This window comes from Sphingomonas sp. BL-S-29, from assembly GCF_055521495.1.
This window is the reverse complement of record NZ_CM145482.1, coordinates 4,548,718-4,573,860: the sequence shown is the minus strand read 5'-3', so window position 1 is coordinate 4,573,860 and position 25,143 is coordinate 4,548,718. Positions and strand designations below refer to the sequence as shown.

24 protein-coding genes and 2 tRNA genes are annotated in these 25,143 nt (G+C 66.9%); 9 read left to right on the top strand and 17 right to left on the bottom strand.

Going from position 1 to position 25,143, the window contains the following annotated elements:
* Positions 1-131 precede the first annotated feature (131 nt).
* From ligA to ACZ1I2_RS21790, 3 genes are all read right to left on the bottom strand, one after another.
* A complete protein-coding gene (gene ligA, locus ACZ1I2_RS21800; RefSeq protein ID WP_465175865.1) occupies positions 132-2,228 on the bottom strand; it encodes an NAD-dependent DNA ligase LigA in 2,097 nt (698 codons plus the stop codon).
* Positions 2,229-2,406: 178 nt separating this feature from the next.
* A complete protein-coding gene (locus ACZ1I2_RS21795; RefSeq protein ID WP_465172095.1) occupies positions 2,407-2,679 on the bottom strand; it encodes a hypothetical protein in 273 nt (90 codons plus the stop codon).
* The gene (locus tag ACZ1I2_RS21790) at positions 2,680-2,886 is read right to left on the bottom strand and encodes a cold-shock protein (protein ID WP_034159288.1); all 207 of its coding nucleotides are present in this window, start codon (positions 2,884-2,886) and stop codon (positions 2,680-2,682) included.
* A gap of 348 nt (positions 2,887-3,234) precedes the next feature.
* On the opposite strand from ACZ1I2_RS21790, the gene ACZ1I2_RS21785 reads away from it, so the two are divergent.
* Entirely contained in the window at positions 3,235-3,546 is a 312-nt protein-coding gene (locus tag ACZ1I2_RS21785) for a hypothetical protein (protein WP_465175866.1), read from the top strand.
* Positions 3,547-3,552: 6 nt separating this feature from the next.
* Here the strand turns inward: ACZ1I2_RS21785 and recN are convergent, their stop codons facing one another.
* Positions 3,553-5,217: a DNA repair protein RecN gene (gene recN / locus ACZ1I2_RS21780; RefSeq protein ID WP_465175867.1), complete on the bottom strand. Its 1,665-nt coding sequence runs from the start codon at positions 5,215-5,217 to the stop codon at positions 3,553-3,555.
* Positions 5,218-5,235: 18 nt separating this feature from the next.
* Positions 5,236-6,051: an outer membrane protein assembly factor BamD gene (locus tag ACZ1I2_RS21775; protein ID WP_465172098.1), complete on the bottom strand. Its 816-nt coding sequence runs from the start codon at positions 6,049-6,051 to the stop codon at positions 5,236-5,238.
* Positions 6,052-6,164: 113 nt separating this feature from the next.
* On the opposite strand from ACZ1I2_RS21775, the gene ACZ1I2_RS21770 reads away from it, so the two are divergent.
* Positions 6,165-6,989, top strand: a complete 825-nt coding sequence (locus ACZ1I2_RS21770) for a class I mannose-6-phosphate isomerase (protein ID WP_465175868.1) — start codon at positions 6,165-6,167, stop codon at positions 6,987-6,989.
* Here the strand turns inward: ACZ1I2_RS21770 and ACZ1I2_RS21765 are convergent, their stop codons facing one another.
* Genes ACZ1I2_RS21765 through yajC form a run of 5 tightly spaced genes read right to left on the bottom strand, consistent with a single transcriptional unit; the run spans position 6,990 to position 11,520 of the window.
* A complete protein-coding gene (locus tag ACZ1I2_RS21765) occupies positions 6,990-8,177 on the bottom strand; it encodes a DUF3089 domain-containing protein (protein ID WP_465175869.1) in 1,188 nt (395 codons plus the stop codon).
* A gap of 57 nt (positions 8,178-8,234) precedes the next feature.
* Positions 8,235-8,606, bottom strand: a complete 372-nt coding sequence (locus tag ACZ1I2_RS21760) for an MTH938/NDUFAF3 family protein (RefSeq protein ID WP_465175870.1) — start codon at positions 8,604-8,606, stop codon at positions 8,235-8,237.
* A gap of 21 nt (positions 8,607-8,627) precedes the next feature.
* On the bottom strand, positions 8,628-9,593 hold the full coding sequence (gene secF / locus ACZ1I2_RS21755; RefSeq protein ID WP_465172102.1) for a protein translocase subunit SecF: 966 nt from the start codon (positions 9,591-9,593) through the stop codon (positions 8,628-8,630).
* Between the two features lie 12 nt (positions 9,594-9,605).
* Entirely contained in the window at positions 9,606-11,189 is a 1,584-nt protein-coding gene (gene secD / locus ACZ1I2_RS21750) for a protein translocase subunit SecD (protein ID WP_465175871.1), read from the bottom strand.
* 4 nt (positions 11,190-11,193) lie between these two features.
* Positions 11,194-11,520, bottom strand: coding sequence for a preprotein translocase subunit YajC (yajC, locus tag ACZ1I2_RS21745; RefSeq protein ID WP_465172104.1), 327 nt, complete (start codon positions 11,518-11,520; stop codon positions 11,194-11,196).
* Between the two features lie 156 nt (positions 11,521-11,676).
* Between yajC and ACZ1I2_RS21740 the strand changes: the two genes are divergently transcribed.
* The 5 genes from ACZ1I2_RS21740 to ACZ1I2_RS21720 all read left to right on the top strand — a co-directional run bounded on the left by ACZ1I2_RS21740 (position 11,677) and on the right by ACZ1I2_RS21720 (position 14,493).
* Positions 11,677-11,988, top strand: a complete 312-nt coding sequence (locus ACZ1I2_RS21740; RefSeq protein WP_465175872.1) for a putative quinol monooxygenase — start codon at positions 11,677-11,679, stop codon at positions 11,986-11,988.
* Positions 11,989-12,063: 75 nt separating this feature from the next.
* Entirely contained in the window at positions 12,064-12,735 is a 672-nt protein-coding gene (locus tag ACZ1I2_RS21735) for a hypothetical protein (RefSeq protein ID WP_465175873.1), read from the top strand.
* 447 nt (positions 12,736-13,182) lie between these two features.
* Positions 13,183-13,259 (top strand) — tRNA-Pro (locus ACZ1I2_RS21730).
* A 198-nt stretch (positions 13,260-13,457) separates the two neighbouring features.
* Positions 13,458-13,529, top strand: a tRNA-OTHER gene (locus tag ACZ1I2_RS21725).
* Positions 13,530-13,818: 289 nt separating this feature from the next.
* Positions 13,819-14,493: a transposase gene (locus ACZ1I2_RS21720; protein WP_465175874.1), complete on the top strand. Its 675-nt coding sequence runs from the start codon at positions 13,819-13,821 to the stop codon at positions 14,491-14,493.
* A gap of 47 nt (positions 14,494-14,540) precedes the next feature.
* Here the strand turns inward: ACZ1I2_RS21720 and ACZ1I2_RS21715 are convergent, their stop codons facing one another.
* Genes ACZ1I2_RS21715 through ACZ1I2_RS21705 form a run of 3 tightly spaced genes read right to left on the bottom strand, consistent with a single transcriptional unit; the run spans position 14,541 to position 17,469 of the window.
* Positions 14,541-15,746: a dipeptidase gene (locus ACZ1I2_RS21715; RefSeq protein WP_465175875.1), complete on the bottom strand. Its 1,206-nt coding sequence runs from the start codon at positions 15,744-15,746 to the stop codon at positions 14,541-14,543.
* A 20-nt stretch (positions 15,747-15,766) separates the two neighbouring features.
* Complete coding sequence (locus ACZ1I2_RS21710; protein WP_465175876.1) at positions 15,767-16,576, bottom strand: phosphate/phosphite/phosphonate ABC transporter substrate-binding protein; 810 nt, start codon at positions 16,574-16,576, stop codon at positions 15,767-15,769.
* Entirely contained in the window at positions 16,573-17,469 is an 897-nt protein-coding gene (locus ACZ1I2_RS21705; protein ID WP_465175877.1) for a fatty acid desaturase, read from the bottom strand. Before ACZ1I2_RS21705 ends, ACZ1I2_RS21710 begins: the two co-directional genes overlap by 4 nt.
* A gap of 302 nt (positions 17,470-17,771) precedes the next feature.
* Here ACZ1I2_RS21705 and ACZ1I2_RS21700 point away from each other — a divergent pair, with 302 nt between their 5' ends.
* The gene (locus ACZ1I2_RS21700) at positions 17,772-18,764 is read left to right on the top strand and encodes a cupin domain-containing protein (protein ID WP_465175878.1); all 993 of its coding nucleotides are present in this window, start codon (positions 17,772-17,774) and stop codon (positions 18,762-18,764) included.
* A 206-nt stretch (positions 18,765-18,970) separates the two neighbouring features.
* Here ACZ1I2_RS21700 and ACZ1I2_RS21695 read toward each other — a convergent pair whose 3' ends face one another.
* The gene (locus ACZ1I2_RS21695; RefSeq protein ID WP_465172115.1) at positions 18,971-20,119 is read right to left on the bottom strand and encodes a Yip1 family protein; all 1,149 of its coding nucleotides are present in this window, start codon (positions 20,117-20,119) and stop codon (positions 18,971-18,973) included.
* A gap of 185 nt (positions 20,120-20,304) precedes the next feature.
* Positions 20,305-23,136 (bottom strand): M16 family metallopeptidase, encoded by a 2,832-nt coding sequence (locus ACZ1I2_RS21690; protein WP_465175879.1) that lies wholly within the window; start codon positions 23,134-23,136, stop codon positions 20,305-20,307.
* A 173-nt stretch (positions 23,137-23,309) separates the two neighbouring features.
* Between ACZ1I2_RS21690 and ACZ1I2_RS21685 the strand changes: the two genes are divergently transcribed.
* Complete coding sequence (locus tag ACZ1I2_RS21685; RefSeq protein WP_465175880.1) at positions 23,310-24,116, top strand: hypothetical protein; 807 nt, start codon at positions 23,310-23,312, stop codon at positions 24,114-24,116.
* Here ACZ1I2_RS21685 and ACZ1I2_RS21680 read toward each other — a convergent pair.
* A complete protein-coding gene (locus tag ACZ1I2_RS21680) occupies positions 24,113-24,601 on the bottom strand; it encodes an EF-hand domain-containing protein (protein ID WP_465175881.1) in 489 nt (162 codons plus the stop codon). The two genes, ACZ1I2_RS21685 and ACZ1I2_RS21680, sit on opposite strands and share 4 nt — an antisense overlap.
* A gap of 100 nt (positions 24,602-24,701) precedes the next feature.
* Positions 24,702-25,124, bottom strand: a complete 423-nt coding sequence (locus tag ACZ1I2_RS21675) for a hypothetical protein (protein WP_465175882.1) — start codon at positions 25,122-25,124, stop codon at positions 24,702-24,704.
* Positions 25,125-25,143: the final 19 nt, after the last annotated feature.

Sequence of the window (25,143 nt, the reverse complement as noted above, 5' to 3'; positions counted from 1 at the left end):
GTCAGTCGCAAGAATCGCTCGGCGGTTTCGCCGTCGCTGGCCCCATGCGACTCGAATATTTCGGATAAATGACACGGGGGATTCTTCAAGTGGGGGTGCAGCATTCGGTCATGCTGCGTTGCAAAAAGGCATCACTTGGCGGCGGTGACGATCTCACCCCAGGCTGCTTCGTCGATCACCCTAACCCCGTGTTCGGCCGCCTTTTTCAGCTTCGATCCCGCACCCGGACCGGCGATGACAAGGTCCGTTTTGGCCGAGACGGAGCCGGATACCCGGGCGCCCAAAGCCTCGGCCTGGGCCTTTGCCTCGTCCCGGCTCAGCGTCTCCAGCGATCCCGTGAAGACCAATGTCATGCCGCTCACTTCGGACGCGCGGACATTGGAGACATAGGCGGCGGGGCTGACTTCGCTCAGCAGATCGGCCCAAGCCTCGCGGTTATGCTCTTCGGCGAAGAAGTCGACCAGCGCCTCGGCGACGACCGGACCGATTCCCTCCACCGCGGTCAGTTCGGCGCGCGCCTCTTCATCGGACGCCGCGCGGGTCGCGACATCAGCAACGGTTTCCACCGTGCCGAACGCCTTGACCAGGTCGCGCGCGGTGACGCTACCGACATGGCGGATGCCCAGCCCGAACAGGAAGCGCGCGGGGTCAGGGCTGCGCTTCGCCTCGATCGCCGCCAGCAGATTGTCGACCGATGTCTCCGCCCAGCGCTCGCGCCCGATCAGTTCCTCACGCTTGTCCTTCAGTCGGAAAATATCGGCGGGCGCATGGAGCAGGCCGTCATGGAAGAAGGATTCGATGCTGGTCGCGCCGAGCCCTTCGATATCCAGCGCACCCCGGCTCGCGAAATGCCGCAGTCGCTCGACGCGCTGCGCCGGGCAGATCAGCCCGCCGGTGCAGCGCACATCGACTTCGCCTTCCTCGCGCACGGCGTCGGACTGGCATTCGGGGCATAGCGTCGGAAACGGCCAGCTGCCCCGGCTCTCGTCGCGCGACAGATTCTCGACGATCTGCGGGATCACGTCGCCGGCGCGCTGCAGCACCACGCGGTCGCCCGGCCATACGTTCAGCCGCGCGATCTCATGCTCGTTGTGCAGCGTCGCGTTGGTCACGACCACGCCGCCCACCGTGACCGGCGTCAGCCGTGCCACCGGGGTCAGCTTGCCGGTGCGACCGACCTGGATGTCGATCCGCTCCAGCGTGGTCTGGGCACGCTCGGCGGGGAATTTGTGCGCCAATGCCCAGCGCGGCGCCCTGCCGACCGCGCCCAGCCGTGCCTGCCAGTCGAGCCGGTCGATCTTGTAGACCACGCCGTCGATATCGAACGGCAGATCGGCGCGCGCCGCCTCGATCTTGCGATATTGCGCCAGCGCTTCGGTGATGCCCTCAACCCGCACGAACATGTCGCTGACCGGGAGGCCCCAGGCCTCGATCGCCCGGATCACGTCATATTGCGTCTCGCCGGGTACCGCCGACACTTCGCCCCAGCCATGGGCAAGGAAGCGCAAGGGGCGGCTCGCGGTGACAATGGCATCCTTTTGCCGCAGCGATCCCGCTGCAGCATTGCGGGGGTTGGCGAACTGGCGCGCCCTGCTGGCGTCGCCCGCCGCCTCGGCCTCGGCGAGCAGCCGCGCGTTGAGCGCCGTGAAATCCGCCTTGGCCATATAGACCTCGCCGCGGATCTCGAAAATGTCGGGCGCGTCGCCACGCAGCTTGTCCGGAATGTCGTCGATGGTGCGCACATTCGCGGTCACGTCCTCGCCGACCTGTCCGTCCCCGCGGGTCAGCGCCTGCACCAGCCTGCCGCGCTCATAGCGCAGCGAGCAGGACAGGCCGTCGATCTTGGGCTCGGCGGTGAGCGCTACGGGCGTGTCTTCCGCCAGGCTCAGGAACCGCCGCACACGCGCGACGAATTCGGTCGCGTCCTCATCGGCAAAGCCATTGTCCAGGCTCATCATCGGCCTGGCATGCGCCACCTTGGCGAGATGGCTGGATGGGGCGGCGCCGATCTGGGCATTGGGCGAATCGGTGCGGATCAGGCCGGGAAAGGCCGCCTCGATCGCATTGTTGCGCCGGACCAGCGCGTCATAATCGGCGTCCGAAATCTCCGGCGCGTCGTCGGTATGATAGAGCCTGTTGTGATGGGCGATCTCACCGGCGAGCCGTTTCAGCTCGGCAGCGGCGTCCTCGTCGGTGTCGGGGAGCGGGGCGGACGGGGTCGTGCTCATGGCCAAGCGCTAGCGGAGGCGGCAGGGCGATTCAACGATCCGCATCGGTGTGGCGGCGGCACCGGGCCAGGTCGCCACTGAAAGGGTGCCTGATTCCGGCCCCGAAATCCACCTTAACGGAGGAAGAAAATAAGACGCCGGCAACGGCGGTAATGCGAGTCGCTGTTGGAGGGGACGATCAATCGTCCTCCATCATCTCCGCGACCATCTTGGCTTCTTCGTTGACGGAGCGGCGCTCGGCCGTCTTCTCGGCACGGCTGGCCATCTCGTCCCAGGCTTTTGCGGCACGCAGCCAGCGCGAGCGGACATTGTCCAGGGTTGCGGCATTCGCATCGGCTTCCGCCTGACGGGCACGATCGCGATAGAACAGGGCGGTGGTATTCGTATGACTTCTCCGCAGGTCGGGGGAGGCGGGAAGGGGCGCCGGCCATGGCCGGCGCCCGCCCGTCACTTACGCGCTGGCGAGGTTGACCGCGGACATCTTGCCGCGACGGTCCTGCTCGAGCTCGTACGACACGCGCTGCTCCTTATCGAGCGTGCGCATGCCGGCCGCTTCAACGGCGCTGATGTGCACAAAGGCGTCGTTCCCGCCGCCTTCCGGCGCGATGAAGCCATAGCCCTTGTCGGCGTTGAAGAATTTTACGGTGCCGATCGGCATAAGTATTTCCTTGGGTAGCCCGGTGGTGGCATCGCCTTGCACCGGTTTGGGGCCGAGAAGAGAGAGCGGAGCACCGTCCGGCCCCGGCCGGCGCATCCGAGGACGAGCGCGCTACTCCGTGAACACGGAAGCGGTGCGAATGGAGATTGGAGAGAGAACCAGAAGAGCGATCCAACGGCTTGGCAAGCGGGAGCGCGAAGGTCTCTCAGTCACGCGATGCTTGTGGGCGGAATCGCGAGATGACAGCGCTATAGCACAGCTTTGCGGAAAAGTCGCATCGTAATGAAGCGGCCATGTTCCGGCCCTTTTATCATGATGTTGTTCGGCCTCTCGGTTGAAGGGGCAGCCATGATCGCGGCACTATTGGCGATGCTCCAGGCCGCCGCTGGCCCCGTTGCGGACCCGCCCGCCCCGCGCCGCAATCCGACCCGCTGCCCCGAACGCGCCGAAGAGGACGGCGACATCGTCGTCTGCGGCCGCCCCGAGCCGCAGGAACAGTTCCGCCTGCGTCCGCTCAGCCATCGCTATGATCCCGTCGGAGGGCCCGGCACCGGCTTCCGGATCGGGGGAGGCCAGGGCAACATCTATGCGCAAGGGACTCAGGGCCCCGACGGCAAGCCCGACAAGCGCATCATGGTGACGCTGAAATTCCCGTTCTGAGCGGGGTCAGGCGGCCTCCAGCAATCGTTCGGCCTGGGCCCGCGCTTCGTCGGTGATCGTCGCGCCCGACAGCATCCGGGCGATCTCCTCGCGCCGGGCGCTGTCGTCGAGTTGCACCACCCCGGTGCGGGTGACCAAGCCGTCATGGCTCTTGGCGATCAGGAGGTGATGGCGCCCGCGCGCCGCGACCTGCGGGCTGTGAGTCACCACCAGCAACTGGGTGTTCGCTGCGAGCCGGGCGAGCCGCTCGCCGATCGCGCTCGCCACCGCGCCGCCGACGCCGCGGTCGATCTCGTCGAAGATCATCGTCGCGGCGCTGCCCTGCTCGGCCAATGCGACCTTGAGGGCGAGGATGAAGCGCGACAGCTCGCCGCCGCTGGCGATCTTGGCCAATGCGCCGAACGGCGCACCCGGATTGGTCGAGATCTCGAACTCGACCCGGTCCTTGCCCGAGGCGCTCCACTGATCGTTGCCGAGCGGCGCGACCATGGTACGGAAGCGTGCGGCATCGAGCTTGAGCGGCGCCAGTTCGCCCTTGACCGCGGCATTGAGCCGGGCGGCGGCCTCGGTGCGGGCAGCGGTGATGGCGTCAGCCTCCGCCTCATAGGCGCGCGCGGCCTCGGTGACGACACGCTCCAGTGCCGCAATCCCCGCGCCGCCGCTTTCGATCCGCTCCAGCTTGCCGGCCAGGTCGGCGGCGAGCGCGGCGAGGTCGTCGGGCTGTACCCGGTGCTTGCGGGCCAGCGCGCGCAGCTCGAACAGCCGGGTTTCGTCGGCTTCGAGCTGCGATGGGTCGAAGGCGAGCGCTTCGGCTGCCTCATCGACTTTCTCCTGCGCGAGCCCGCCCTCGACCAGCGCGCGGTCGATCGCCGCCAGCGCTTCGCCCAGCGCGTCATGATCCCCGGACACCCGCTCGAGCACCCGCGCCGCCTGGCGCAGCCGGGCAAGCCCGCCCTCCGATCCTTCGAGCAGGTCGGCGATCGCCTGCAGGTCGCCTGCGATCTTCTCGCCGCGTTGCATGCCGGCGCGTCGGGTCGCGAGGATCTCTTCCTCGCCGGGCTCGGGCTCGAACCCGGTCAGTTCGGCCACCGCATGTTCGAGCCATTCCTGGTCGCGTGCGACGGTGTCGAGCTCTGCCCGGGCCACCGCCAGCGCGTCCTCCGCCTCGCGCCAGGCGCGGTGCGCGCGGGCGGCGGGGCCGGGGTCGATCCGCCCGAATGCATCGAGCAGCGCGCGATGCCCGCGCGGGTTGAGCAGGCCGCGATCGTCATGCTGGCCGTGGATCTCGACCAGATGCACCGCCAGTTCGCGGAGCAACCCGGCAGAGGCGGGCTGGTCGTTGACGAACGCGCGGCTGCCGCCATCGGACTTGACGATGCGGCGGATGATCAGCGGTTCGCCCGGGTCGATGTCGAGGCCGTTCTGGGCGAGCAGCGAGGCGATCGGGCCATCGGCATGCGGCGTGTCGAAGCTCGCGCTGACCACGGCCTGGGACGCGCCCTGCCGCACCAGTCCGCTCTCTCCGCGTGCGCCGAGCGCAAGGCCCAGGGCATCGAGCAGGATCGACTTGCCCGCGCCGGTCTCACCGGTCAGCACGCCCAGGCCGTCGCCGAAATCGAGGTCCAACGCCTCGATCAGCACGACGTCGCGGATCGACAGGGATGTCAGCATTGCGGCATAAGCGCCGCGTCAGGCGCCCGTCTTGGCCGGCACGGCGGCGGAGGCTGCCTTCACCGGATGTTCCTGCATCAGCTTGTAGGCGCGCTGATACCAGTCGGTACCCGGATAGTTGGCGCCGAGCACGGCCGCTGCCTTCTGCGCTTCCTCGGGCACCCCGAGCGCGAGATAGGTTTCGGTCAGCCGCATCAGCGCCTCGGGCACATGAGTCGTCGTCTGGTAATCGTCGACCACGCGGCGGAAGCGCATCGTCGCCGACAGCCACTGGCCGCGCGTCTCGTAGAAGCGGCCGATCTCCATCTCCTTGCCGGCGAGATGGTCGCGCACGAGATCGATCTTCAGCCGCGCATCGGCGGCATAGCGGCTGTTGGGATAGCGCCGGGTCAGTTCGCCGAGCGAATCGAGTGCCTGCTGGGTGATCTTCTGGTCGCGGGTCACATCGCTGATCTGCTCGTAATAGCCGAGCGCGATCAGGTAATAGGCATAGGGCGCATCGCGGTTGCCCGGATGGACCGAGATGAAGCGCTGCGCCGACTGGATCGAGTTGGTGTAGTCACGGTCGAGATAATAGGAGAAGGCGCTCATCAGCTGCGCGCGGCGCGCCCAGATCGAATAGGGATGCTGGCGCTCGACTTCGTCGAACAGCGCCGCGGCAAGCTTGTACTGCTTGCGGTCGAGGCGGTTCTTGCCCGTCGTGTAGAGCGTGCCCACATCGCGGGCGACATAAGGAATGTCGCTTTTCGCGCCTTTGCCGGCACAGCCGGAAACGGTGAACGCCGAAGCGGCAACAAGCGCAAGCGCGATCGAGCGGGACAGGGGGATACGCATCACAGCGATCCTTAGCCCAAGCCCTCCCGCCCGAACAACGTTTTTCGCGCGGCGGGATCGGATGGCGAGCGAGATACGTTGGTGCTATCGAACATCATTCCCAGGGGACATGCATGACCGCCACTTTGCTCGCCACCAAGCGCGTTGAGAAACCATGGGGGCGGCACGACCTGTGGCCGGGCTTTCCCGATCCCGCGCCGGGCGCCGACCCGATCGGTGAAGTGTGGTTCCAGACGCCGCATGCCGGCGAGCCCGAGCTGCTGATCAAGTATCTCTTCACCAGCCAGAAGCTGTCGGTCCAGGTCCATCCGGACGACGCATCGGCGCGCGCGGCGGGCTATCCGCGCGGCAAGGACGAAGCCTGGGTGATCCTCGCGGCCGAGCCCGACGCGACGATCGCGCTCGGCACCAGGGCGCCGATGACGAAGGACGCGCTTCGCGCTGCCTCGCTCGACGGCTCGATCGAGCATCTGCTCGACTGGAAACCGGTCAAGGCGGGGGACTTCATCTATTCCGAGGCCGGCACCGTTCATGCCATCGGCGCCGGCATCACGCTGATCGAAGTCCAGCAGAATGTCGATCTGACCTATCGCCTCTATGATTATGGCAGCGATCGGGAGCTCCATCTGGATGCGGGCGTCGCGGTCTCCGATCCGGTGCCCTTCGTGCCGCTGCCTGCGCCGGCGCCGGCGCCGGACGACCGCATCATCCTGGCCGAAGGACCGAAATTCGTCCTCGAACGCTGGCCCGCCGGCCACCGCGTGGTGACCCTGCCTGACGGCGTGACGGGCTGGTTCGTGCCGATCGCCGGCGAGGGCGTGGCTGACGGCGTGGCGTGGAAGGCCGGCGAATGCCTGATCTTCGCGGGACGCTGCGAGATCGCGGCGTCGCCGGGCAGCGACCTGCTGTTCGCCTATCCCGGCGACAAGCGCCTCTGATCAGCGCCGCCTGGGCTTGTAGGGCGTGCCCCGCCACGCCGCTGCCTGGCGGTCGGCGAGGTCGACGAGATTGCCCATCTCCACCGGCATGTCGATCAGGTGCAGGCCCCAGTCCTTCAGGATGACCCCGCCGACCGAGACGTCGCCGACGATCGTGTCGGTGCGCGGGTCGGCCGGGTTGGCGTTCACCGTGACGGCGAGATAGTCGAACCCGTCCTTCGACACGCATTCGGCCGAGATCAGGTCCGGCACTTTCACGAACGCCGTGGTGACCGGCAGGTTGTCGTTGGTCCATGGGCCCATCGGCGCGCTGCCGGTGCCGGCTCCCTTGGTGCCGAGGATCGCGTCGGTCACCACCTTGCCGCCGCCGAGCGCGGCAGGGTTGGTGCAGGCGGCGACCATGCCGGCATCGGGCACCTTGCCGAAACGGCTGTTCGCCGGCGGCGGCGAGTCGGCGCGGAAGCTGGCGTAGCTGATCACGCAGTTGAACTGGTCGTCCTTGCGGCACAAAGGCAGCCGCTTGAAGTCGCCACCGACATCCTTGCCCGGCGGCACCGCGACATTGGCGCCGAGCAGCATCGCCGAGATGATGTTGCGGCGGACCGGAGACGTCTCGATCGTCCTGGCGATCAGCGTCTTCAGCACGAGCGAGCCCTGGCTGTGGCCGATCAGCACCACGCCGCGGCCCTTGTTGTCGCGGGCCAGATAGTCGTTCCACGCCGCCGTCACGTCGCTGACCGGCATGTCGCGGTCCATCGTCACGGGCTGGCCGGTGATGAAGGCGCGCAGCGCCGTCAGCGTGACCTGGCGATAGAGCGGCGCGAACACCCGGCATTCCGACGCGAAGCGTGCCGCCTGTGCCGCCGCCACGGCGAGTTCCTCCGGCCCCGGCGTCATGTCGCTGTTGGGCGTCGCATCGTTGGAGACGGTCGGGTAGACGTAGAAACAGTCGAACTGCGGCGCGGGCGCCGGCTTGAACTTCTCGATCTTCCTCTTGCCATTGGCCTGGATGACGGTGACGTCCTGATTGACCGCGCACGCATCGGCGCGGCCCGGCCGGCAGAGCCATGCCGAGTCCTGGGTATAATCCGGTGCGGGGGCGGGGGGTGGCGCGGGCGCCGTCTGCGCGGCGGCGGTGACGGTGAACAAAGATATGGCGAGCAGCGCCAGTCCGGCAAGCAGCTTCATGCGATCTCTCCCCCCAGCTTCAAGCTTGGGGCATGATATCCTGACGCCCCGCGGCGGTCAAAGCGGGTAGAGCGCGCCCGCGATCCATCGGCCTTCGCCGCGCAGCACCGCCCAGGCGCGGGCCGCGGCGCGGCTGTCCATCGCCTCGATGCCGAGCCCGCGTGCCTCGATCGCGCGGACGAAGGCGAGCGGCGGGCGCACCAGCGCCGGGCCGGTGCCGAGCAGCAGGAATTCGGGGAAGGGATCGAGCGCGAGCAACGGCGCGACATCGTCCGCGCGCAACGCCGCCAGCGGCGGCGGCGCCCAGCCATCGGCGCGCACCGGCGAGATCAGCAGCGCGCGATAGACGCCGTCATCGACCTTGAAGCCGCCGCTCGAAAAGGCCGAGATGATCGGCCCGTCGGTCTGCTGGCCCTTATCCATGCGCATGACGGGTACCCCCGACAGACGTCAGGGCATGTCCTTGTAGGCGACCCGTTCCGGCTTCGACCCTGGCGTATCGTCCGCCTTCGGCTCGGCGCGCAGGCCGAGCGAGATGAGCAGCGAGGACGAGACATAGATCGACGAATAGGTGCCGACGAAGATGCCGAGGATCATCGCCGCGGTGAAGCCGCGCAGCACATGGCCGCCGAAGATCAGCATCGCGAACAGCGCGAGCAGGATGGTGACCGAGGTCATCACCGTGCGCGGCAGCGTCTCGTTGACCGACAGATCGATGATGTGCGGCATGTCCATCTTGCGATAGCGGCGCATATTCTCGCGGATGCGGTCGTCGATGACGATCTTGTCGTTGATCGAATAGCCGATGATGGTGAGCACGGCGGCGACGATGTTCAGGTCGACCTCGAACTGGGTGAGCGCGAAGAAGCCCAGGGTCATCAGCAGATCGTGGACGATCGCGACCACGGTCGAAACGCCGAACTGCCATTCGAAGCGGAAGATCGCGAACAGGCCGATGCCGAGGATGGCGAGGGCGACGGCCAGGCCGCCCTTCCACAGCAATTCGTCCGATACCTTGCCGCTGACCGTATCCTGGCGCGAGAAGCGGGCATCGGGGAAGTCCTTGACCACCGCGGCCTGGACCTGCTGGACGACGGCGTTGGTCGCGCCCGGATCATCGCTCTTGGGCAGGGGCACGCGGATCGAGATGGTCTTGTTGTCGCCGATCGGCTGGAGACGGACCTCGCCGACCTGCAGCCGCTCGATCGTCGAGCGCAGCTTGTCGAGGTTCGGGTCCGTCTGGAACTTCTCCTCGATCATCAGGCCGCCGATGAAATCGACGCCGAAATTGAGCTTGTTGACGAAGACCAGCGCGATCGAGGCGAGTGACAGCGCGATCGTCAGGCCGAACGCCCAGGCGCGCAGCGAGACGAAGGGGAGGTTGGTGTTGTCGGGGACGAGTTTGAGGAGACGCATGATGCTGCCCGATCAGATGTGGATGTCGCTGGGGCGCGTGCGGCGGACCCAGAGCACGACGAGCATGCGGGTGAAGGTGACGGCGGTGAACACCGAGGTGCAGATGCCGATCAGCAGCACGACGGCGAAACCCTTCACCGGCCCGGACCCCAAAGCCAGCATGATGACGCCCGAAATGGCGTGCGTCATGTTCGCCTCGAAGATGGTGCGGCTGGCTTCCTTGTAGCCGAGCTCGACCGCCTGGATGACGGTGCGGCCGCGCCGCCGCTCTTCGCGGATACGCTCGTTGATCAGCACGTTGGCGTCGACCGCCGTGCCGATCGTGAGCACGAAGCCGGCGATGCCGGGCAGGGTCAAGGTGCTGCCGAACACCGCCATGACGCCGAGGATCACGAACACGTTGATGATGACCGCGAGGTTGGCATAGGCGCCGAAGCGGCCATAGGTCACGAACATGAAGATGATCACGGCGGCGGCGGCGATCGCCGATGCCAGGATGCCGGCATGGATCGATTCCTTGCCGAGATCGGGGCCGACGGTGCGTTCCTCGACGACCTTCACGCCCACCGCGAGCTGACCGGATTTCAGCGCGATCGCCAGTTCGTTCGCCGAGGCGACGGTGAAACTGCCTTCGATATAGCCGCTGCCGCCGAGGATCGGCGTGTTGATCCGCGGCGCGGAAATCACATTGTCGTCGACCACCACCGCGAAGCGCTGCCCGGTGAATTGCTGCGTGATCCGCGCGAACTTGTTGCCGCCTTCGCTGTTGAACTTGAAGTTGACGATCGGCGCATTGCTCTGCTGGTCGAAGCCCTGGCTGGCCTCGGTCAATTGTCCGCCGGTCAGGATCACCTGGCGCTTCACGACGATGTAGCCGCCGCCTTCGGGATAGGGGAGGACCTGGCTGCCGATCGGCGCCACGGTATCCTTGGTGATCGGCCCGTTGCCGACCGAATCGTCGACCATCTTGAATTCGAGCTTGGCGGTCTTGCCGATCAGGTCCTTCAGCTGCTGCGGATTCTGCAGGCCGGGCACCTGGACCAGGATACGGTTGCCGCCCTGGCGGACGATCGTCGGCTCCTTGGTGCCGAGCGAGTCGATACGGCGGCGGATATTCTCCGTCGTGTCGTCCATCGCCTGGTTGATGGCCTGATCGCTGCCCGCCTTGCTCGGCGTGACCACGAAGCGGGTCCCGTCGACCACGCTGATGTCCCAGACGCGCTGGCCGGTGAAGCCGGCGCCGCTGCCGGCGAGCGGCAACAGGCGTTCGCGTGCGGCGTCGATCTGGGTGACGTCGCGGACGAAGAAGCTGAGCTTGCCGTCCTTCGACGAGATGTCGCCGATCTCGATGCGCGGGCTTCGCTTGAGCGTGCTCGAGATCTGCTGGCTCATATTGTCGAGCCGCGATGCGAGGAACGCGTCGGTATCCGCCTCCAGCAACAAATGACTGCCGCCGGCGAGATCGAGGCCCAGGTTGATCCGGGGCATCCAGCTCTTCGTATAGTTTTCCGGGACGAAGCTGGGGATCGCCAGCGCCATCAGCGCGGCGAGCAGCACCAGGATCGAGGTGACCTTCCAGCGCGGGAAATCAAGCATCGGATCAGTCGTTCGCCGGCTTGGTACCGAACGGAGTGACCTCCGCCAGCATCGCCTTGACCACGCGCACCTTGACGGTGGGCGCGATCTCGACCTCGACGAAACGCTCGTCGACCTTGGTCACCTTGCCGACCAAGCCGCCCGCGGTCACGACCGAATCATTCTTCTTCACTGCGTCCAGCGTGGCGCGGTGCGCCTTGGCCTTTTGCTGCTGCGGGCGCAGCACCAGGAAATAGAAGACCGGGATGAGCAGCAGGTACGGAATGAGCACCAGGAAGGAACCGCCGCTCGAGGCGGCGCCGGTGGCGGCATAGGCTGGGGTTGCGAACATGGCATCCTGAATGGCTTGGCCGAAATGGCTGGGGTATCGAAAGGGAAAAGACCCACTCTATAAGCGCCGCGCGCTATCACTTGTCCGGTGGTCACGCAACATGGGTTGCCCGCGCGGGCGGGCCCGGCATTGACGGCACAAAGGGAGGGCGGCGCCATGACCATCATCGTATTGGGACATATCCGGACCGGCAGCGGGGAAGGCGAGAAGCTTCGCGCGCTGCTCGTCGAGCATATGGCGACGACCAGTGCCGAGGACGGCTGCGAATTCTACAATTTCGCGTACGATGCTGGCGACCCCGACCTGATCCGCATCTCCGAACGCTGGGCCTCGGCCGAAGCGATCGCCGCGCATGGCGTCGCGGATCACCAGAAGGCGTTCGGCAAGAGCCTGGGCGGCTTCGACATCAGGGAGATCAGCGTGAAGGCCTGGGACGGCCAGTTCTGGAAGACGCTGATTGGGGAATGACATTGGGGGACTGAGGGGGCGAACGAGCCGAATCGGGCTTGCCGGTCGTTCCGGCGGCAGCTTACCAACGGGACCATGTTGAAAGCCGCGATCGCCCTTCTCCTGCTCGCGCCCGCCGCGGCGACCTCCGCCCCGGCGCGCGATGCGCTGACCCAGACCGTCTTCACCGTGCGCGACAAGGCGGCTGTCCTGGCGCAACTCGCCGCCGTGGTGGACGATGCCAATGCGATCCTGGCCCGGGCGCCGGGGGACGGCGACGCGCTGCTTACCCGGGCGATGGCGATCGGATACCGCGCCAAGCTGACCAAGAGCCGGAGCGACGCCCTGGCGTCGCGCGCGCAGTTCGAGGCGCTGGTCGCCCGCAACCCGCGCGACCCCGAGGCGCAGGCAGCATTGGGCGGCTGGCATATCGACGCGGTCGAGGCGCTGGGCGGGCTGACCGCCCGCGCCGTGCTCGGCGCGCGCAAGGCGACGGGCTATGAGGCGACCGACCGCGCCGTCGCGCTGGGCGGGGATCGGGCGCTGTTCACCGGACTCGCCGCGCTGCTGCGGCTGTCGATCGATCCGGCCGATGCGCGCGGCGCGGTGCTGGCCGAGGCCGCCACGCGCGGCACGACCCCCACGCTGCTCGACCGGATGATGCAGCGCCGCGCGGTCGAAATGGTCAACGCGCTCAAGGGCGGCGACGTCCGCCTGGTCAAGGCGCTGGCCAAGCGCCTGCTGCCGCTGGGGCAGATCAGGGACTAGCGCGCTCGCGCCGCGCCGTTTCGTCCAACAGCGTGGCCGGCGACCCTTCGCTGTTATCGAGCGATAACAGCGAAGGAACAGGGAAGATATTTTCTTTCCCTGTTTTTCTCCCGCTTTGTTGGATATATTATCTTTATATATCAGTATATTGGTGGGATTACCCCTGTTCCTGCATAACAGCGAACGGGCCGCGCATAACAGGGACCGGGTCCTCCGATAACAGCGAGAATCTTCTTCGGGGCGGGGACCGGACATCGTCCAACAGGGTCGCGGTCATGAGAAACAGCAGGCGGACATGCAGACTGCACCCGCCACCCGCGCTGTGGCACGATCTTCGCGCGGGTTGAATCGATCCGCGGCCGGCAGGGCGATTTCCACGTGCGATTACCGGGGCGGCTTCCGCGCTTGCATCCGGCGCGTCACCCGCATATGTGCCCCACCCTCGGTCGGGGCGTAGCGCAGCCTGGTAGCGCATCACACTGGGGGTGTGGGGGTCGCAGGTTCGAATCCTGTCGCCCCGACCAAGATTTTTCACACCTTTTCGATTGTTGCGCGGGCATCGGGAGGTGCCCGTATCTTGTGCGCTTGCCATGCAACCGCGGCGTAAGAAGTGCCGGGGAATCGCCTCCCTTACAGAAATGCAGCGCATCCGATGGCGCGAAACGCTGCACCATGCATGAAAGTCGTGGTTGCCTGCCGTTCGACGAGCTAGTGAGTTTGTCGCAGCGGTAGCACAACTGGAGAGTGCGCCAGCTTCGCTGGGAGTATGTGCGGTTCAAGTCCCACTCGCTGCGACTCAGTATCGAATATTCATGCGGTGCGACGACCCCACAAGTAACCTGCCACAAGCAGTAAAGGGTTGTTGTACGTGTCGCCGCTGTCCGATGGCTGCTCTCAGCGCGGGGCCTTCACACTATATTGGCTTTCAAGGCACCACGGAGCATGCGGACTTTCGCTATCCGCTCTGGCGCGTCACTGAGTTGCTCCATTCTCTTGTCCAAGGCGCTGAGGGCAGTACGAGTAATTACGGTGACACGTGCAACAATCCCTTTACTCTACCAAGCGGTTTGCTAGCCTCGGCAAATGGCCCGACTTCCCCGCATCGTGCTTCCTGGCCTTCCGCATCATGTGACGCAGCGGGGAAACCGTCGCGAGCCGGTGTTCTTCGAGGATGGCGATTATGAACTCTACCTCGATCTTCTGTCCGAAGCGGCGGGGCGATCGCAGGTAGCGATCTGGGGCTATTGCCTGATGCCCAATCACGTGCACATCATCGCCGTGCCGGGTGATGAGGACGGACTGCGCCGTACCTTTCGCCACGTCCACCGCCACTATACCGGCTATATCAATGCGCGGATGCGGGTGACGGGGCATTTGTGGCAGGGGCGGTTCAGTTCGGTCGCGATGGACGAAGCGCATCTGGTCGGGGCGTTGCGCTATGTCGCGCTCAATCCGGTCCGGGCGCGCTTGGTCGAGCGGCCGGAGGACTGGCGATGGTCCAGCACGGCAGCGCACATCGCCGGCGCGAGCGACCGCTTCGTCGATGTGGTGCCGGGGCTCGATCGCGTGGGTGATTTCGCCGCTTTACTGGGTGAGGAGTTCGACGAGGCGCTGAGCTATGCAGCTCTGCGCCGCGCGGAAAGTGTCGGCCGTCCGGTTGGGTCGAAGGCGTGGCTCGCCGATATGGAGGCCCGTACTGGCATGACTCTCGCGCCGCGCAAGCGTGGGCCCGTAGCGAAGGGTGGAGATGGAGTTTAGGGGTTATTGCACGTGTCACCGTAATTGATCGCAGCGACTGATCCGGATCAGCCACCCGGCCGGTAGGCGGCGTCGCGCGCGTCGATCGCGGCCTGCCAGACCCTGAGGACGTTGCCGCCCCACAGCTTGTCGATCTGTTCCGGCGCATAGCCGCGGCGTTTCAGCTCGGCCGTGACGTTGGCGGTTTCGCCGACATCCGCCCAGCCGGTGACGCCGCCGCCATGGTTGAAGTCGGACGAGAGCGCGACATGGTCGATGCCGATCCGCTTCACGGCATAGTCGACCGCATCGACCAGGTTCGACACCGTCGCGACCGGCTCCTTGCCGACAATGTCGTGGTAGCGCCGGTCATAGTCGGCCTGGCGATCGGGCGAGAGGCGCGTGCCGCCGGCCGGGGACAGGCCGAATTCGGCCTGAAGGGCAGCGACCGCCTTCAGGGTGGCCGGGCTCCGCGCGCGCAGATAGGCGCTGAACGCATTGATGCCGATCACGCCGCCCTTCGCCTTCAGCGCGTCGAGCTGCGCGTCGCTCAGGTTGCGTGTCGTGTCGACCAGGGCGCGGACGTCGCTATGGGTGGCGATGACGGGCGCGCGGCTGAGCGCCAGCACCTGGTCGAACGCCTGATCCGACAATTGCGAGACGTCGATCAGCACGCCGAGATCGTTGAGGCGCTTCACCGCCTGGCGACCGAGCGGCGACAGGCCCTGATGTTCGGCGGGCCGGTCGCCCAGCTGCAGCGCGGGGCGCGAGGAATCGGCGAACTGATTGTGCCCGGCATGGACGAAGCCGAGGATGCTGACGCCCCGCGCGTGCCAGCGGTCGAACGCGTTCAGGTCGTCGCCGAGCGGCCAGGCGTTCAACAGGCTCTCGACCACCGCGACCTTGCCGCTCGCGACGATGCGGCGGACATCGGCCGGGCTGCGCGCGAAGCCGGCAAGGGTGGGATTAAGATCGGCGATGGCGTGGATCGCCGCGTCGCGGACGACAAAGGCTTTTTGCGCTTCCGCGAGGGTGGCGGGATCGCGGGCGCCCTGCGGCACGAACAGCGCGATGGCCGCGGTGGTCAGTCCGCCCTTGCGGGCACGGACCAGATCGAATTGCGAACCCGGATCGGACAGGCCCGACCAGCCCGGCGTCACCGCCGATTTGGGAAGATCGATATGGGGATCGAACACGATACTCTGCGCCGCGAGCGGGGTGGTGGCGAGCAGGGCGGCAACCAGGGCGATGGGCGCCGATATCATGAACCGCATGGTCAATTCCTTTGCTTGAGTTAGCGCAATTCGGGGTAGCCGGCGGCGGCGGCGTCGCTTTCGAGCGTGCGAAGCGGGGCGAACCGGTCGACGCCGCCGGGGACGATATCCGCCAGGAACAGCGCGGCGCGGGTGTCGGCGAGGCCGGGATCGGCGGCGACATGCGCCAGCGCGATGCGCAGCGCGGCGACGGTCTCGATGCCGGTGTTGCGCGAGGTCACGAACGGGGGCGTGGCCGAACTGGCGGTGGTGCCGATGGTCTGGAGGGATTCGGTCAGCTCGGGCTCGGCGCGCGCGATCGCCGCGAAGCTGACCGCGTCGATCGCGGCGATATCGGCCTCCCCCATGACGATCGCGCTGAGGCTCTGGCGGTGCGCCCCGGACTCGCGAACCTCGGCGAAGAAGCGGCCATCGGTGGCAAGCGGCGCGATGGCGGCGCGGAACAGGTTCAGGCCGGTGTTGGAGTGACGATCGTTGATCGCGGCCCGGCGATCGCGATAGGCGTCGAGCGTCGTCGCATCGCCCTGGCGAGTCACGAGCAGGCTATGGTGCAGGGCGTCGCTACAGCCCGGCGCATCATAGACCGGCAGCGCCAGCACGCGCAGGGCGAGCGAGTCGTCAGTCACCAGTGGGAAGCCGCAGATCTGCCCGAACAGCAGGTCGGGATCATGCCAGCTATCCTGGACCGAGCGCGTGCGATCGAGCCGGTCGGGCACGCCCGGGATGCCGCGGTCGCGCAGGATGCGCGCGAGTTCCGCCCAGAGCCGGTCGTTCGCCGCCCGCTGGCGGCCATGATCGTACATGCCGAGCGAGGCGATGCCGGTCCTCATGCCCGCTGATCGCCATGATGGGGGTGAAGCTGCACGTCATGCGCGTCGCGCGAGAAGCGCCGGACGATCTCGCCATAGCCGGCATAGCGCACCGTGCCGTCGCCGATCAGGCGGGCGCGGTGCGCGCGGTGATGCGCCGGCAGCCGGTACCAGGGCAGGCCGGGGCGGTCGTGATGCGCGGCATGGAGGTTGTTGTTGAGGAACAGCAGGGCCAGCGGGCCGCCCCGCTCGACCGTCGCGGCGCGCCCGCTGGTGGCGAGATCGGCGCGGTGCTCGGCATAGGAGCGCAGATTGGTGAGCGCCATGCCGGGATAGACGAAGCACAGCACGTAGCGGCCGATGCCCAGACCGACATGGTCGAGCCAGACCAGCAGCAGCGCGACCGCCAGCAGATGGGGCACCCAGTCGCGCAGGACCCGCAACGGCGCCGACCGGGCGCGACGGACTTCCTCGCGCGCGAATTTGGCGATCGCGATCGGCGGGCCGAGCAGCAGGTGGCCGGGCAGCGTCGACTGGAGCCTGGCGGCGACCCAGTCGATCCCGCCGCGCCGGGCGACATAGCGGGATTCGGGGTCCTCGCGCGGATCGGTGATCGCCGGGCTGGCGTGATGGGCGATATGGCTGCTGCGATAGAGCCGATAGGGAAGCCATAGCGACAGCGGTACGAAGCCGATCGCGCCGTCGATCCAGCGGATGCCGGTCGGGTGGCCATGGATCGTCTCATGCTGCAGCGATCCGTGCCAGGCGAGCAGCCACCCGCCGATCAGCACGAGCAGCGGCGCGGGGATCGAGGCGTGCCAGAGCGTCGCGGCGATCCAGCCGCCATAGACCGCCAAAGCGACGGCGATGGTCGGCCAGCCGATAGGTCGAACGGTCGGGGTGATGAACGGCATGCGAGACAAAATCATGCGGTGCGGGGCCTTTCCCAAGGTCCCGGCAAATCTCCATCAATTTGATGGGATATTCAACGCAGGGAGGAATTGGGTGCGGCGAAGTTTTGCTTTTCCGGGATGAACGCGCGCGCACCACGCCTGGCGGCCGTCGCGGCTGGACCGGCCCCGTAAAACACTTTTCCTATATCATATATTTGATATAGGTCTGCGCCGACTCCACGCTCCGACATGGCAAAAGCCAGGGGGCGGCGGAGAGAAGAATATCCGGCGGCGCGCGCCGGTCCTTTTGGAGGGAGATGAGGATGCGTGTTCTGACGACCATGATGAGTGCCGGGATGATGGGGGCCGCAGCGATGCTGGCGCATCAGGCTTTCGCCCAAACCGCAGGGCCCCAGGGCGGTCCGCCTCCGGGCGCCCGCCCCGCGCCGCCGCCGCCGATCTTCGGCTGGGTGCCCAAAAAGACCCCGGTCCAGGCCTATGTCGCGCCGAACAAGCCGTGGTGGAAGCTCTCCGACGTGCTCGCGCTGCACAAGGGCCAGGCGACCTGGTCGCAGCCGATCGTGCGCAACAAGGACCTGATGGCCGACTGGCATCAGCTCGCGCCGGGCGGCAAGACGACTCCGGTGCTGTCGGCCGACAACCGCGTCGCGATGATCGTGTGGAGCGGCCAGGTGCGCGTCAACATCAAGGGCCAGGAGCCGTTCGTCGCCTCCAAGGGCTTCGAGATCAACATTCCGCTGCGCCTGCCCTATTCGCTCGAGACGGTCGGCAGCGAACCCGGCCTCTGGCTCGAGGTGCATCAGGCGGGCGACATCCCGATCTATCCGGTCGAGAGCACGCCGGACAAGCCGGCCGATGTGAAGGGCATCACCTATACCAAGACGATCCTGTCGGGCGGCGACGGCGTCTATGACGGGCCCAACAAGCCCTATCTCGACTATTACAAGGATGTCGTCGCCGGGGGTGCCCGCGCGGGCGCGTTCATCGCCAGCGACCACATGTTCGTGAACAACATCCGCGGCAAGGGCACGCCCACGCCGCCGCCGAGCAATCTCGGCCATTTCCATACCGACTATTCCGAGTTCTGGTTCGTGATGGAAGGCAAGATCGATTATCAGATCCAGGGCATTCCCGTGTTCACCGCGTCGCCCGGCGATGTGGTGACCGCCGAGGTCGGCCGCTGGCACCGCGCCAGCTGGGGCGGCACGGTCGGCGAGATGGCGACCCGCGTCGCGATCAACCCGTTCCCGCGCGGCCTGCACAATTACACGCCGGAATCGATGGGCCGGCAATAAGGGCGTCGATTCATCCTATCGGACACCCCGCCCGCGAGAGCGGGCGGGGTTTCTTTTGAGGGCACGTCACCACCAGTCGTCACCGCGGACTCGCTCCGGGGCCGCGCGCCGCATGGCAACCAGCCTCCATTCCTGCGGGCCGATGGATGCCGGAACAAGTCCGGCATGACGGGACTGCTGGAATGGTCGTCAGGAATGTCGGCGCCTCAGCGCGCCAGGGCGGCGAGCTTTCCCGTATCGACCGAGGCCACGGCCTGTTTCAGCGTATCGATGCTCGGCGCATTGCCGTCGGCCGAGACCATGAAGCGGCTCGCGACCATCGTGCCATAGCTGCCATGGTTCGATTCAGTGTTCCATTTCTCGGACACCATCGCGCCGCCGACCATCTCGGTCTTCTCATAACCGGTCGCGGTCTGCTTGCTCGACTGCATGTTCATCGCGCCGCCCAGCGAAGCGAGCGCGCCGGCGGCGCCCATGTCGGTGACCGACAGGCTGAAGCTCTGATCGCCCGAGCTGTAGCGCCCCTCGGCATGGCTGCCGGTGATCCCGCCGACGCCGCCGCTCTGCGATTCCACATCGCCGCGCGTGAAGCCGCCGATCGACGCCGGCAGCATCGCCTGAAGCGTGGCGGCGGGGATCGGCGTCGCCGTCCCGTTCTGCATCTTCTCGGTCGCCGCCTTCATGTTGGCGACGGCGGCGTTGGCCTTGTCGAGATCGACCTTGCCCACCCCCGGCAGGTTCAGCGATCCGCCGACCGTACCGCTATCGGTGGCGGCGCTGATCATCGGCCGCGCCAGTGAGGAACCGACCTGCGCCGCGACCGCGCCGCAGACCAGGAACAGGATGATCGCGACGAGCATCGTCACCACGATATAGGCCGTCGCCTTGCCCTCGGGCACCTTCATCAGGATCGGCAGGCCGACCCAGAGCAGATAGAGGCCGTACAGCCCGAGCAGGCTGAGCCAGGCAAGCGACGGGATGATCTGGAAGATGCCGGCCAGCCAGCCCGCGGTCCCGGTGAAGGCGGCGACCTTGAAGGCCGATACCGGGTTCCGGGTGCCATCGAAGCTGGGCGCCAGCGCGTTGATGATCAGCGACAGGAGATAGACGCCGATCAGCGCCATGACATAGCCGATCAGCGCGGTCCCGATCGCGGCTCCGATCGGCGGGCGATAGGTGACGCCGAGAAAGCTGTAGCCGAAGACGAGCGTGCCGATCAGCCCGGCAACCGGGCCGATTGCGGCCAGCGGCACGACCCACCCCGTATAGATGCCCTTGATCGTCATCGGTTCCGCGTCGATCCGCGGCCATTCCTGCGCGGGTGCGGTCAGCAGTCGCTTGATCCGTTCCACCATGTTTGTGGGTTGGTCGCCTGGAATTTGCGTGGCCATTGCCTGCTCCCTGTTGCTCTCCCCCCTTTGCGCGACCCTAGCCCGGGGCGTCCCGAAGGATAGGATCAAGGCGACATGCGCGGCGGTTTCGCCCCGATCCGGCCATAGCATGGATCGGGGCCGTCGAGCATTGCAGAGATGCGGCGGCGTTATTTCAGGGCAGCACTGTCCAGTTTGAGGGCGCTGGCCGGGATCAGCTCGAGGTTTGGATAGTCCTTCCTGAGTGCCTCGATGAAATCCTTCGAATCCCCTACCACGACGATGCTCGCCTTGCCCGGATCGAGCAGCGTGGCGGCCGCGGCCTGCACCGCCGCGGGATCGACTGCCGAGACTTTCGTGGTGAAGGCCTTGAGCTCGCTCAGCGGCACCTCCTGCACGACATAGTCGCCCAGCACATCGGCGATGCCGTCGGTCGTCTCCACGCCGCGGCCGAAATCACCGATCAGCGTTGCCTTGCGCGGCTCGAGCTCGTTCGCGGGCACCGGCTCGGTGCCGAGGCGCTTCATCTCGGCGACCATGATCGCGACGGTTTCGGGCGCGGTCGGATTCTTGGTCTGAGTCCGCGCCGAGATCGAGCCCGGCATGCGTCGCGCCGACAGGGAACTGCCCGCGCCATAAGCGAGGCCGCGCTTGATCCGGATCTCCTGGTTGAGCCGCGACGAGAAGCCGCCGCCAAGCACGGTGTTGGCGACGCTCGCCGGATAAAAGGCCGGGTCGCGCCGCGCGATGCCGGGGCGCGCGACGACCACGCCGGCCTGGCCGGCGCCGGGCATGTCGACCACGATCACGCGCGGCTGGGGCGATGGCGGCGCGCCGGGTGCGGCGGCGGCCCGGGCAGCGCCGGACTTCCAGCCGGCAAAGTTCTTCTCCGCCAGGGCCCTGGCGGCAGCCGGGCTGATGTCCCCGACCAGGATCAGGGTCGTCTGGCCGGGTTGCCATGTCGCGCCATAGGCTGCGCGGATATCGGCGGCCTTGATCGCCTTGAGCGAGTCGGGCGTCCCGGACAGGACATGGCCATAGGCCTGGTTGCCGTACACCGCACGGCTCGCGACGAGGCTGGCAAGCTGGGCTGGATCCTTGAGCGTGACGGTGACGCCGTCGATCGCCTGGGCGCGGGCCCGCTCGATCTCCTCGTCGGCGAAGGCGGGGTTCCGCGCGACATCGGCGAGGATGGTCAGCGCGGGCGCGGCCTGGTCCGATTTCACCGTGACCGTGATCGAGGAGCCGTCCCAGCTCGCATCGCTGCCGATCGATCCGCCGAGCGCCTCGATCTGCGCGGCGATCTGCGTGGCGGAGCGAGTCCTGGTGCCCTTGGTCAGCAGATCGGCGGTCAGGTCGCCGACGCCGGCGCGGTCGGCCGGGTCGGCCGCGCCGCCGCCGGGCGCGACCAGCGTGGCGGTGATCAGCGGCAGATCATGCTTTTCGACCACCAGCACGCGCAGCCCGTTGGCGAGCCTGATCTCCTGCGGCGAGGGGATGGCGGCGGCGATCGGGGTGCCCGCCACGGGCGGCGCCAGGCGCTGGCCATCCGGGGCGGGCGTCACGATCGCAACATTGGCGGGCGCGACCAGGGGCGCGACCTGGACCGTCGAGGCGACCGTCACCGCATCGCCCTTGGCGCCCGCTGGCGCGCTCTCGGCCGGAAGATAATGGATCGCGGCCGAGCGTTCGTCGCGCAGATATTTCTTCGCGACGCGCTGGAGGTCGGCGGCCGTCACCTGGGCGATCTCGGCGATCTGGCGGTCGGACGCGCGCGGATCGCCGTTGATGATCACCGACGCGGCCAGCGCCGAGGCCTTGCCTTCCGCCGTCTCGCGGCCGCGGAGCACGCCGGTCAGGATCTCGTTCTTCGCTTCGGACAGCTCGGCGGGGGTGACCGGCGCATCGCGCAGCCGCGCCACTTCGCGGCGCAGCGCGGCTTCGCCGGCATCGGCGGTCTTGCCGCCGGCGAGGATCGCGAACACGGCGAGGTTGCCGGGACCCTGCTTGGTGTCGAGATAGGTCTCGGCGCTCTGGGCGAGCTGGTCGCGATAGACGAGCGTTTCGTACAGCCGCGAGCTTTCGCCCTGCGACAGCACGGCGTTCAGCACGGTCAGCGCCGGCATGTCGGCATTGTTGTCGGGCGGCACCGGATAGCTGATCATCACCGCGGGCAGCGGCGTGTTCTGTTCATAGACGGTGACATGCGTGGCGCTGGTCCGCTCCGGCTCGGTCACCGTCACGCGCGGGATCGGGCGATCCGGCTTCTTGATGCCCGCGAAATACTGGTCGACCCAGGCATCGAGCTGCTTCGCATCGAAATTGCCGGAGACGACGAGAATGGCATTGTCGGGCCGGTAATAGGTCGCATGGAAGGCGCGGACATCGTCGATCGTCGCGCTTTCCAGATTTTCCAGGCTGCCGATGCCCGGCCGGGCATAGGGGTGCGTCGTGTAGGAGATTTCCGGGAAATAGATCGAGAAGAGCTTGCCATAGGGCTGGGCGAGGGTGCGCAGCCGCAGTTCCTCCTTCACCACGTCGCGCTCCGAGGCGAAGCTCTTGGGCTCGACCACCAGGCTCGCCATGCGGTCGGCCTCGGCGAACAGCAGCCGCTGCAGATGGTTGGCCGGCACCACCTCGTAATAATTGGTATAGTCGTCATTGGTGGAGGCGTTGTTGTAGCCGCCGACATCCTCGGTCAGCCGGTCCATCTGCTCCGAGACGAGGTTGCGTGTCGCCTTGAACATCAGATGCTCGAACATGTGCGCGAAGCCCGACCGGCCGGCGGGATCGTCCTTCGACCCGACATCGTACCAGACCTGCACCGAGACGTTGGAGGTGCCGGTATCGCGGATCGCATAGACCTTCAGGCCATTGGCGAGAGTGCGTTCGGTGAAGTCGATCGGCTTCACCGCCGCGGCCGGCGCGGGCGCCTTTTGGGCCTGTACCGAAAGCGGGAGCAGGGCGGCGCCGAGCAGAAGGGCGGCACGATAAAGACGCATGAACGACTCCGGTAAGGCGGAAGGATTGCCGCAAGGTGTCGCTGCGGGGTCGAGCTGTGTCAATTGCGTGAGACACCGCGCGGGCGCGCGGCGGCAGGGGCACAAGCTGTGTCCGATCTATTGAAACGCTCGTTGCGGGGTGCGATGCATAAGGGGGAGGAACGGAGGGGGACATGCGCATCATCATCTTGGCGACGGTGCTGGCGATGGCACCAGCCTCATCGGCGCTGGGCGCGCCGCAGTCGGGTCGCCTCGTTTCGTCTACCGTCGGGTCCATCACTGCGGTCACCCCGGGCGAAGCTTTTTATGTCGAGGTCGGGGTGGTGCCGGTGATGGCGTTGCGACTCTCCCGACCTTTCAAAAGCAGCATGAAAGGCTCGATGGGCTTCCCCTTCGCCTTTTCGATTGACAGTGTCGTGCTGGTGAGCGCGGGCAGGAGCGCGGATGGGCGCTGGACCTATTTTACGCCCAGGGACAATGCTTTCACCGCGTCGCACGGTCTGCTGGGTTCAGTGATCGCGCCCGGTGATACGGTCGGTTTGCGAGTCAGCAAGTCCGGGGAACGCGAATGGTTCGTCGATAACTCGATTCACAACGGCTTCACCACCATCTGGACGCGCCGGGTAAAGGATACGGATCCTACCGTGACGTCCGAGGTCGGTGGGATCGAGTCGGATGGAAATCCCGCGGAACGTCTCCTTTTTCTCGGTACCGACGGGGACAAGGTCCGGGTGCGTGAGGAAACCATTTCCACCCATGGCCTCCAGCGCGACGATTTCGTCTTTCCGATGGATGCAACCGGGCGTGGGGCAGGGGCGATCAAGGGCGCCGAATTCACCTTCGTCGCCACACCGCAACGAGCGCTTTTCACGATCACCCGCATGATGGGAAGTACCGATCGCCAGGCCGTCCCCGAACGGCCTGAGCCCGATCCGCAGCCCCGAACCCTTCCTCTGTCCGGCGGCAGGACGAGGCTTTAACGACCCGGAATAGCGCGCGCGCTTGCCGGAGCGCCCGGACCATTCGGGCCGATCTGCACTGCCTTGTCGTTGGCCGCGCGCTTCTCGGCGAGGGTCACGATGCCGTCGTGATTGGTGTCCATGCCGTCGAACGCCGCCAGGGCGCGGGCGCCGGCCTCCTTGCGGCTGAGCCTGCCGTCATGGTTGACGTCGACCGCGTTGAAGGCGGCGGCCGCGGCGTTCAGCATCTTCTGCGCCTCTTCCCGTGTCGGCGCGCCTGGGGTGCCTGGTGGCGTGCGGTTCAGCACCGCGCCCATGCGCTTGCCGAACTCCGCGCGGCTCATGAAATTGTCCTTGTCGGTATCGGCGCGGTCGAACACCTCCTTGACCTGTGCCTCGACCTGCGCGCGCGTCACGGGGCCGGTCGTCTTCCCCTGGGCGCCAAGCGGCGGTGCAAGGGCGATGGCGGCGAGCGCGGCTGTTCCGGCGAGAGCGATGGGGCGCATGATACTCCTTTCACAGGCGCGCCGGTGGGACCGGCGCACGGGCATTTTCGGGCACGCGATAGGCGCGGCAAGCTATCCGCAGCGTGAACGCGCCGGGAAATCAGCCGGTCTGCACGAGGAAAGAGATGACGATCAGGGTGGCGACGCCCGCGGCGACACTTGTCGTCCAGCCCATCGCGCGAGACCGGGTCCAGCCACTGGCGCCCAGGCTGAACAACAACGCCAGCAGCGCCAGCATGAAACTCAGCGTCATGCCAACCTGTGCCGTGCCGGCCAGGTGCGCGGCGTGCGCAGGCGCGTCGGGATGAAGCGCCGCGATCAACATGGTCGAGCCGACCACGGCGACGATGAAGCCCACCGCGGAAACCGCCGCTCCAACAATCGCCGCTGCCGCGGGACGGGTGCGCTGTCCGGCGGTGAGGAAGGTTGCGAGATAGGTCGCGGCGAACCCGCCGAGAAACGCGCTCAGCGCGCCGATCTGCGTGGCGAGCGTCGAGAGATAGGCGGGGGCGAGCTGCTGCATGGCGCGATGGTAGGGCGCG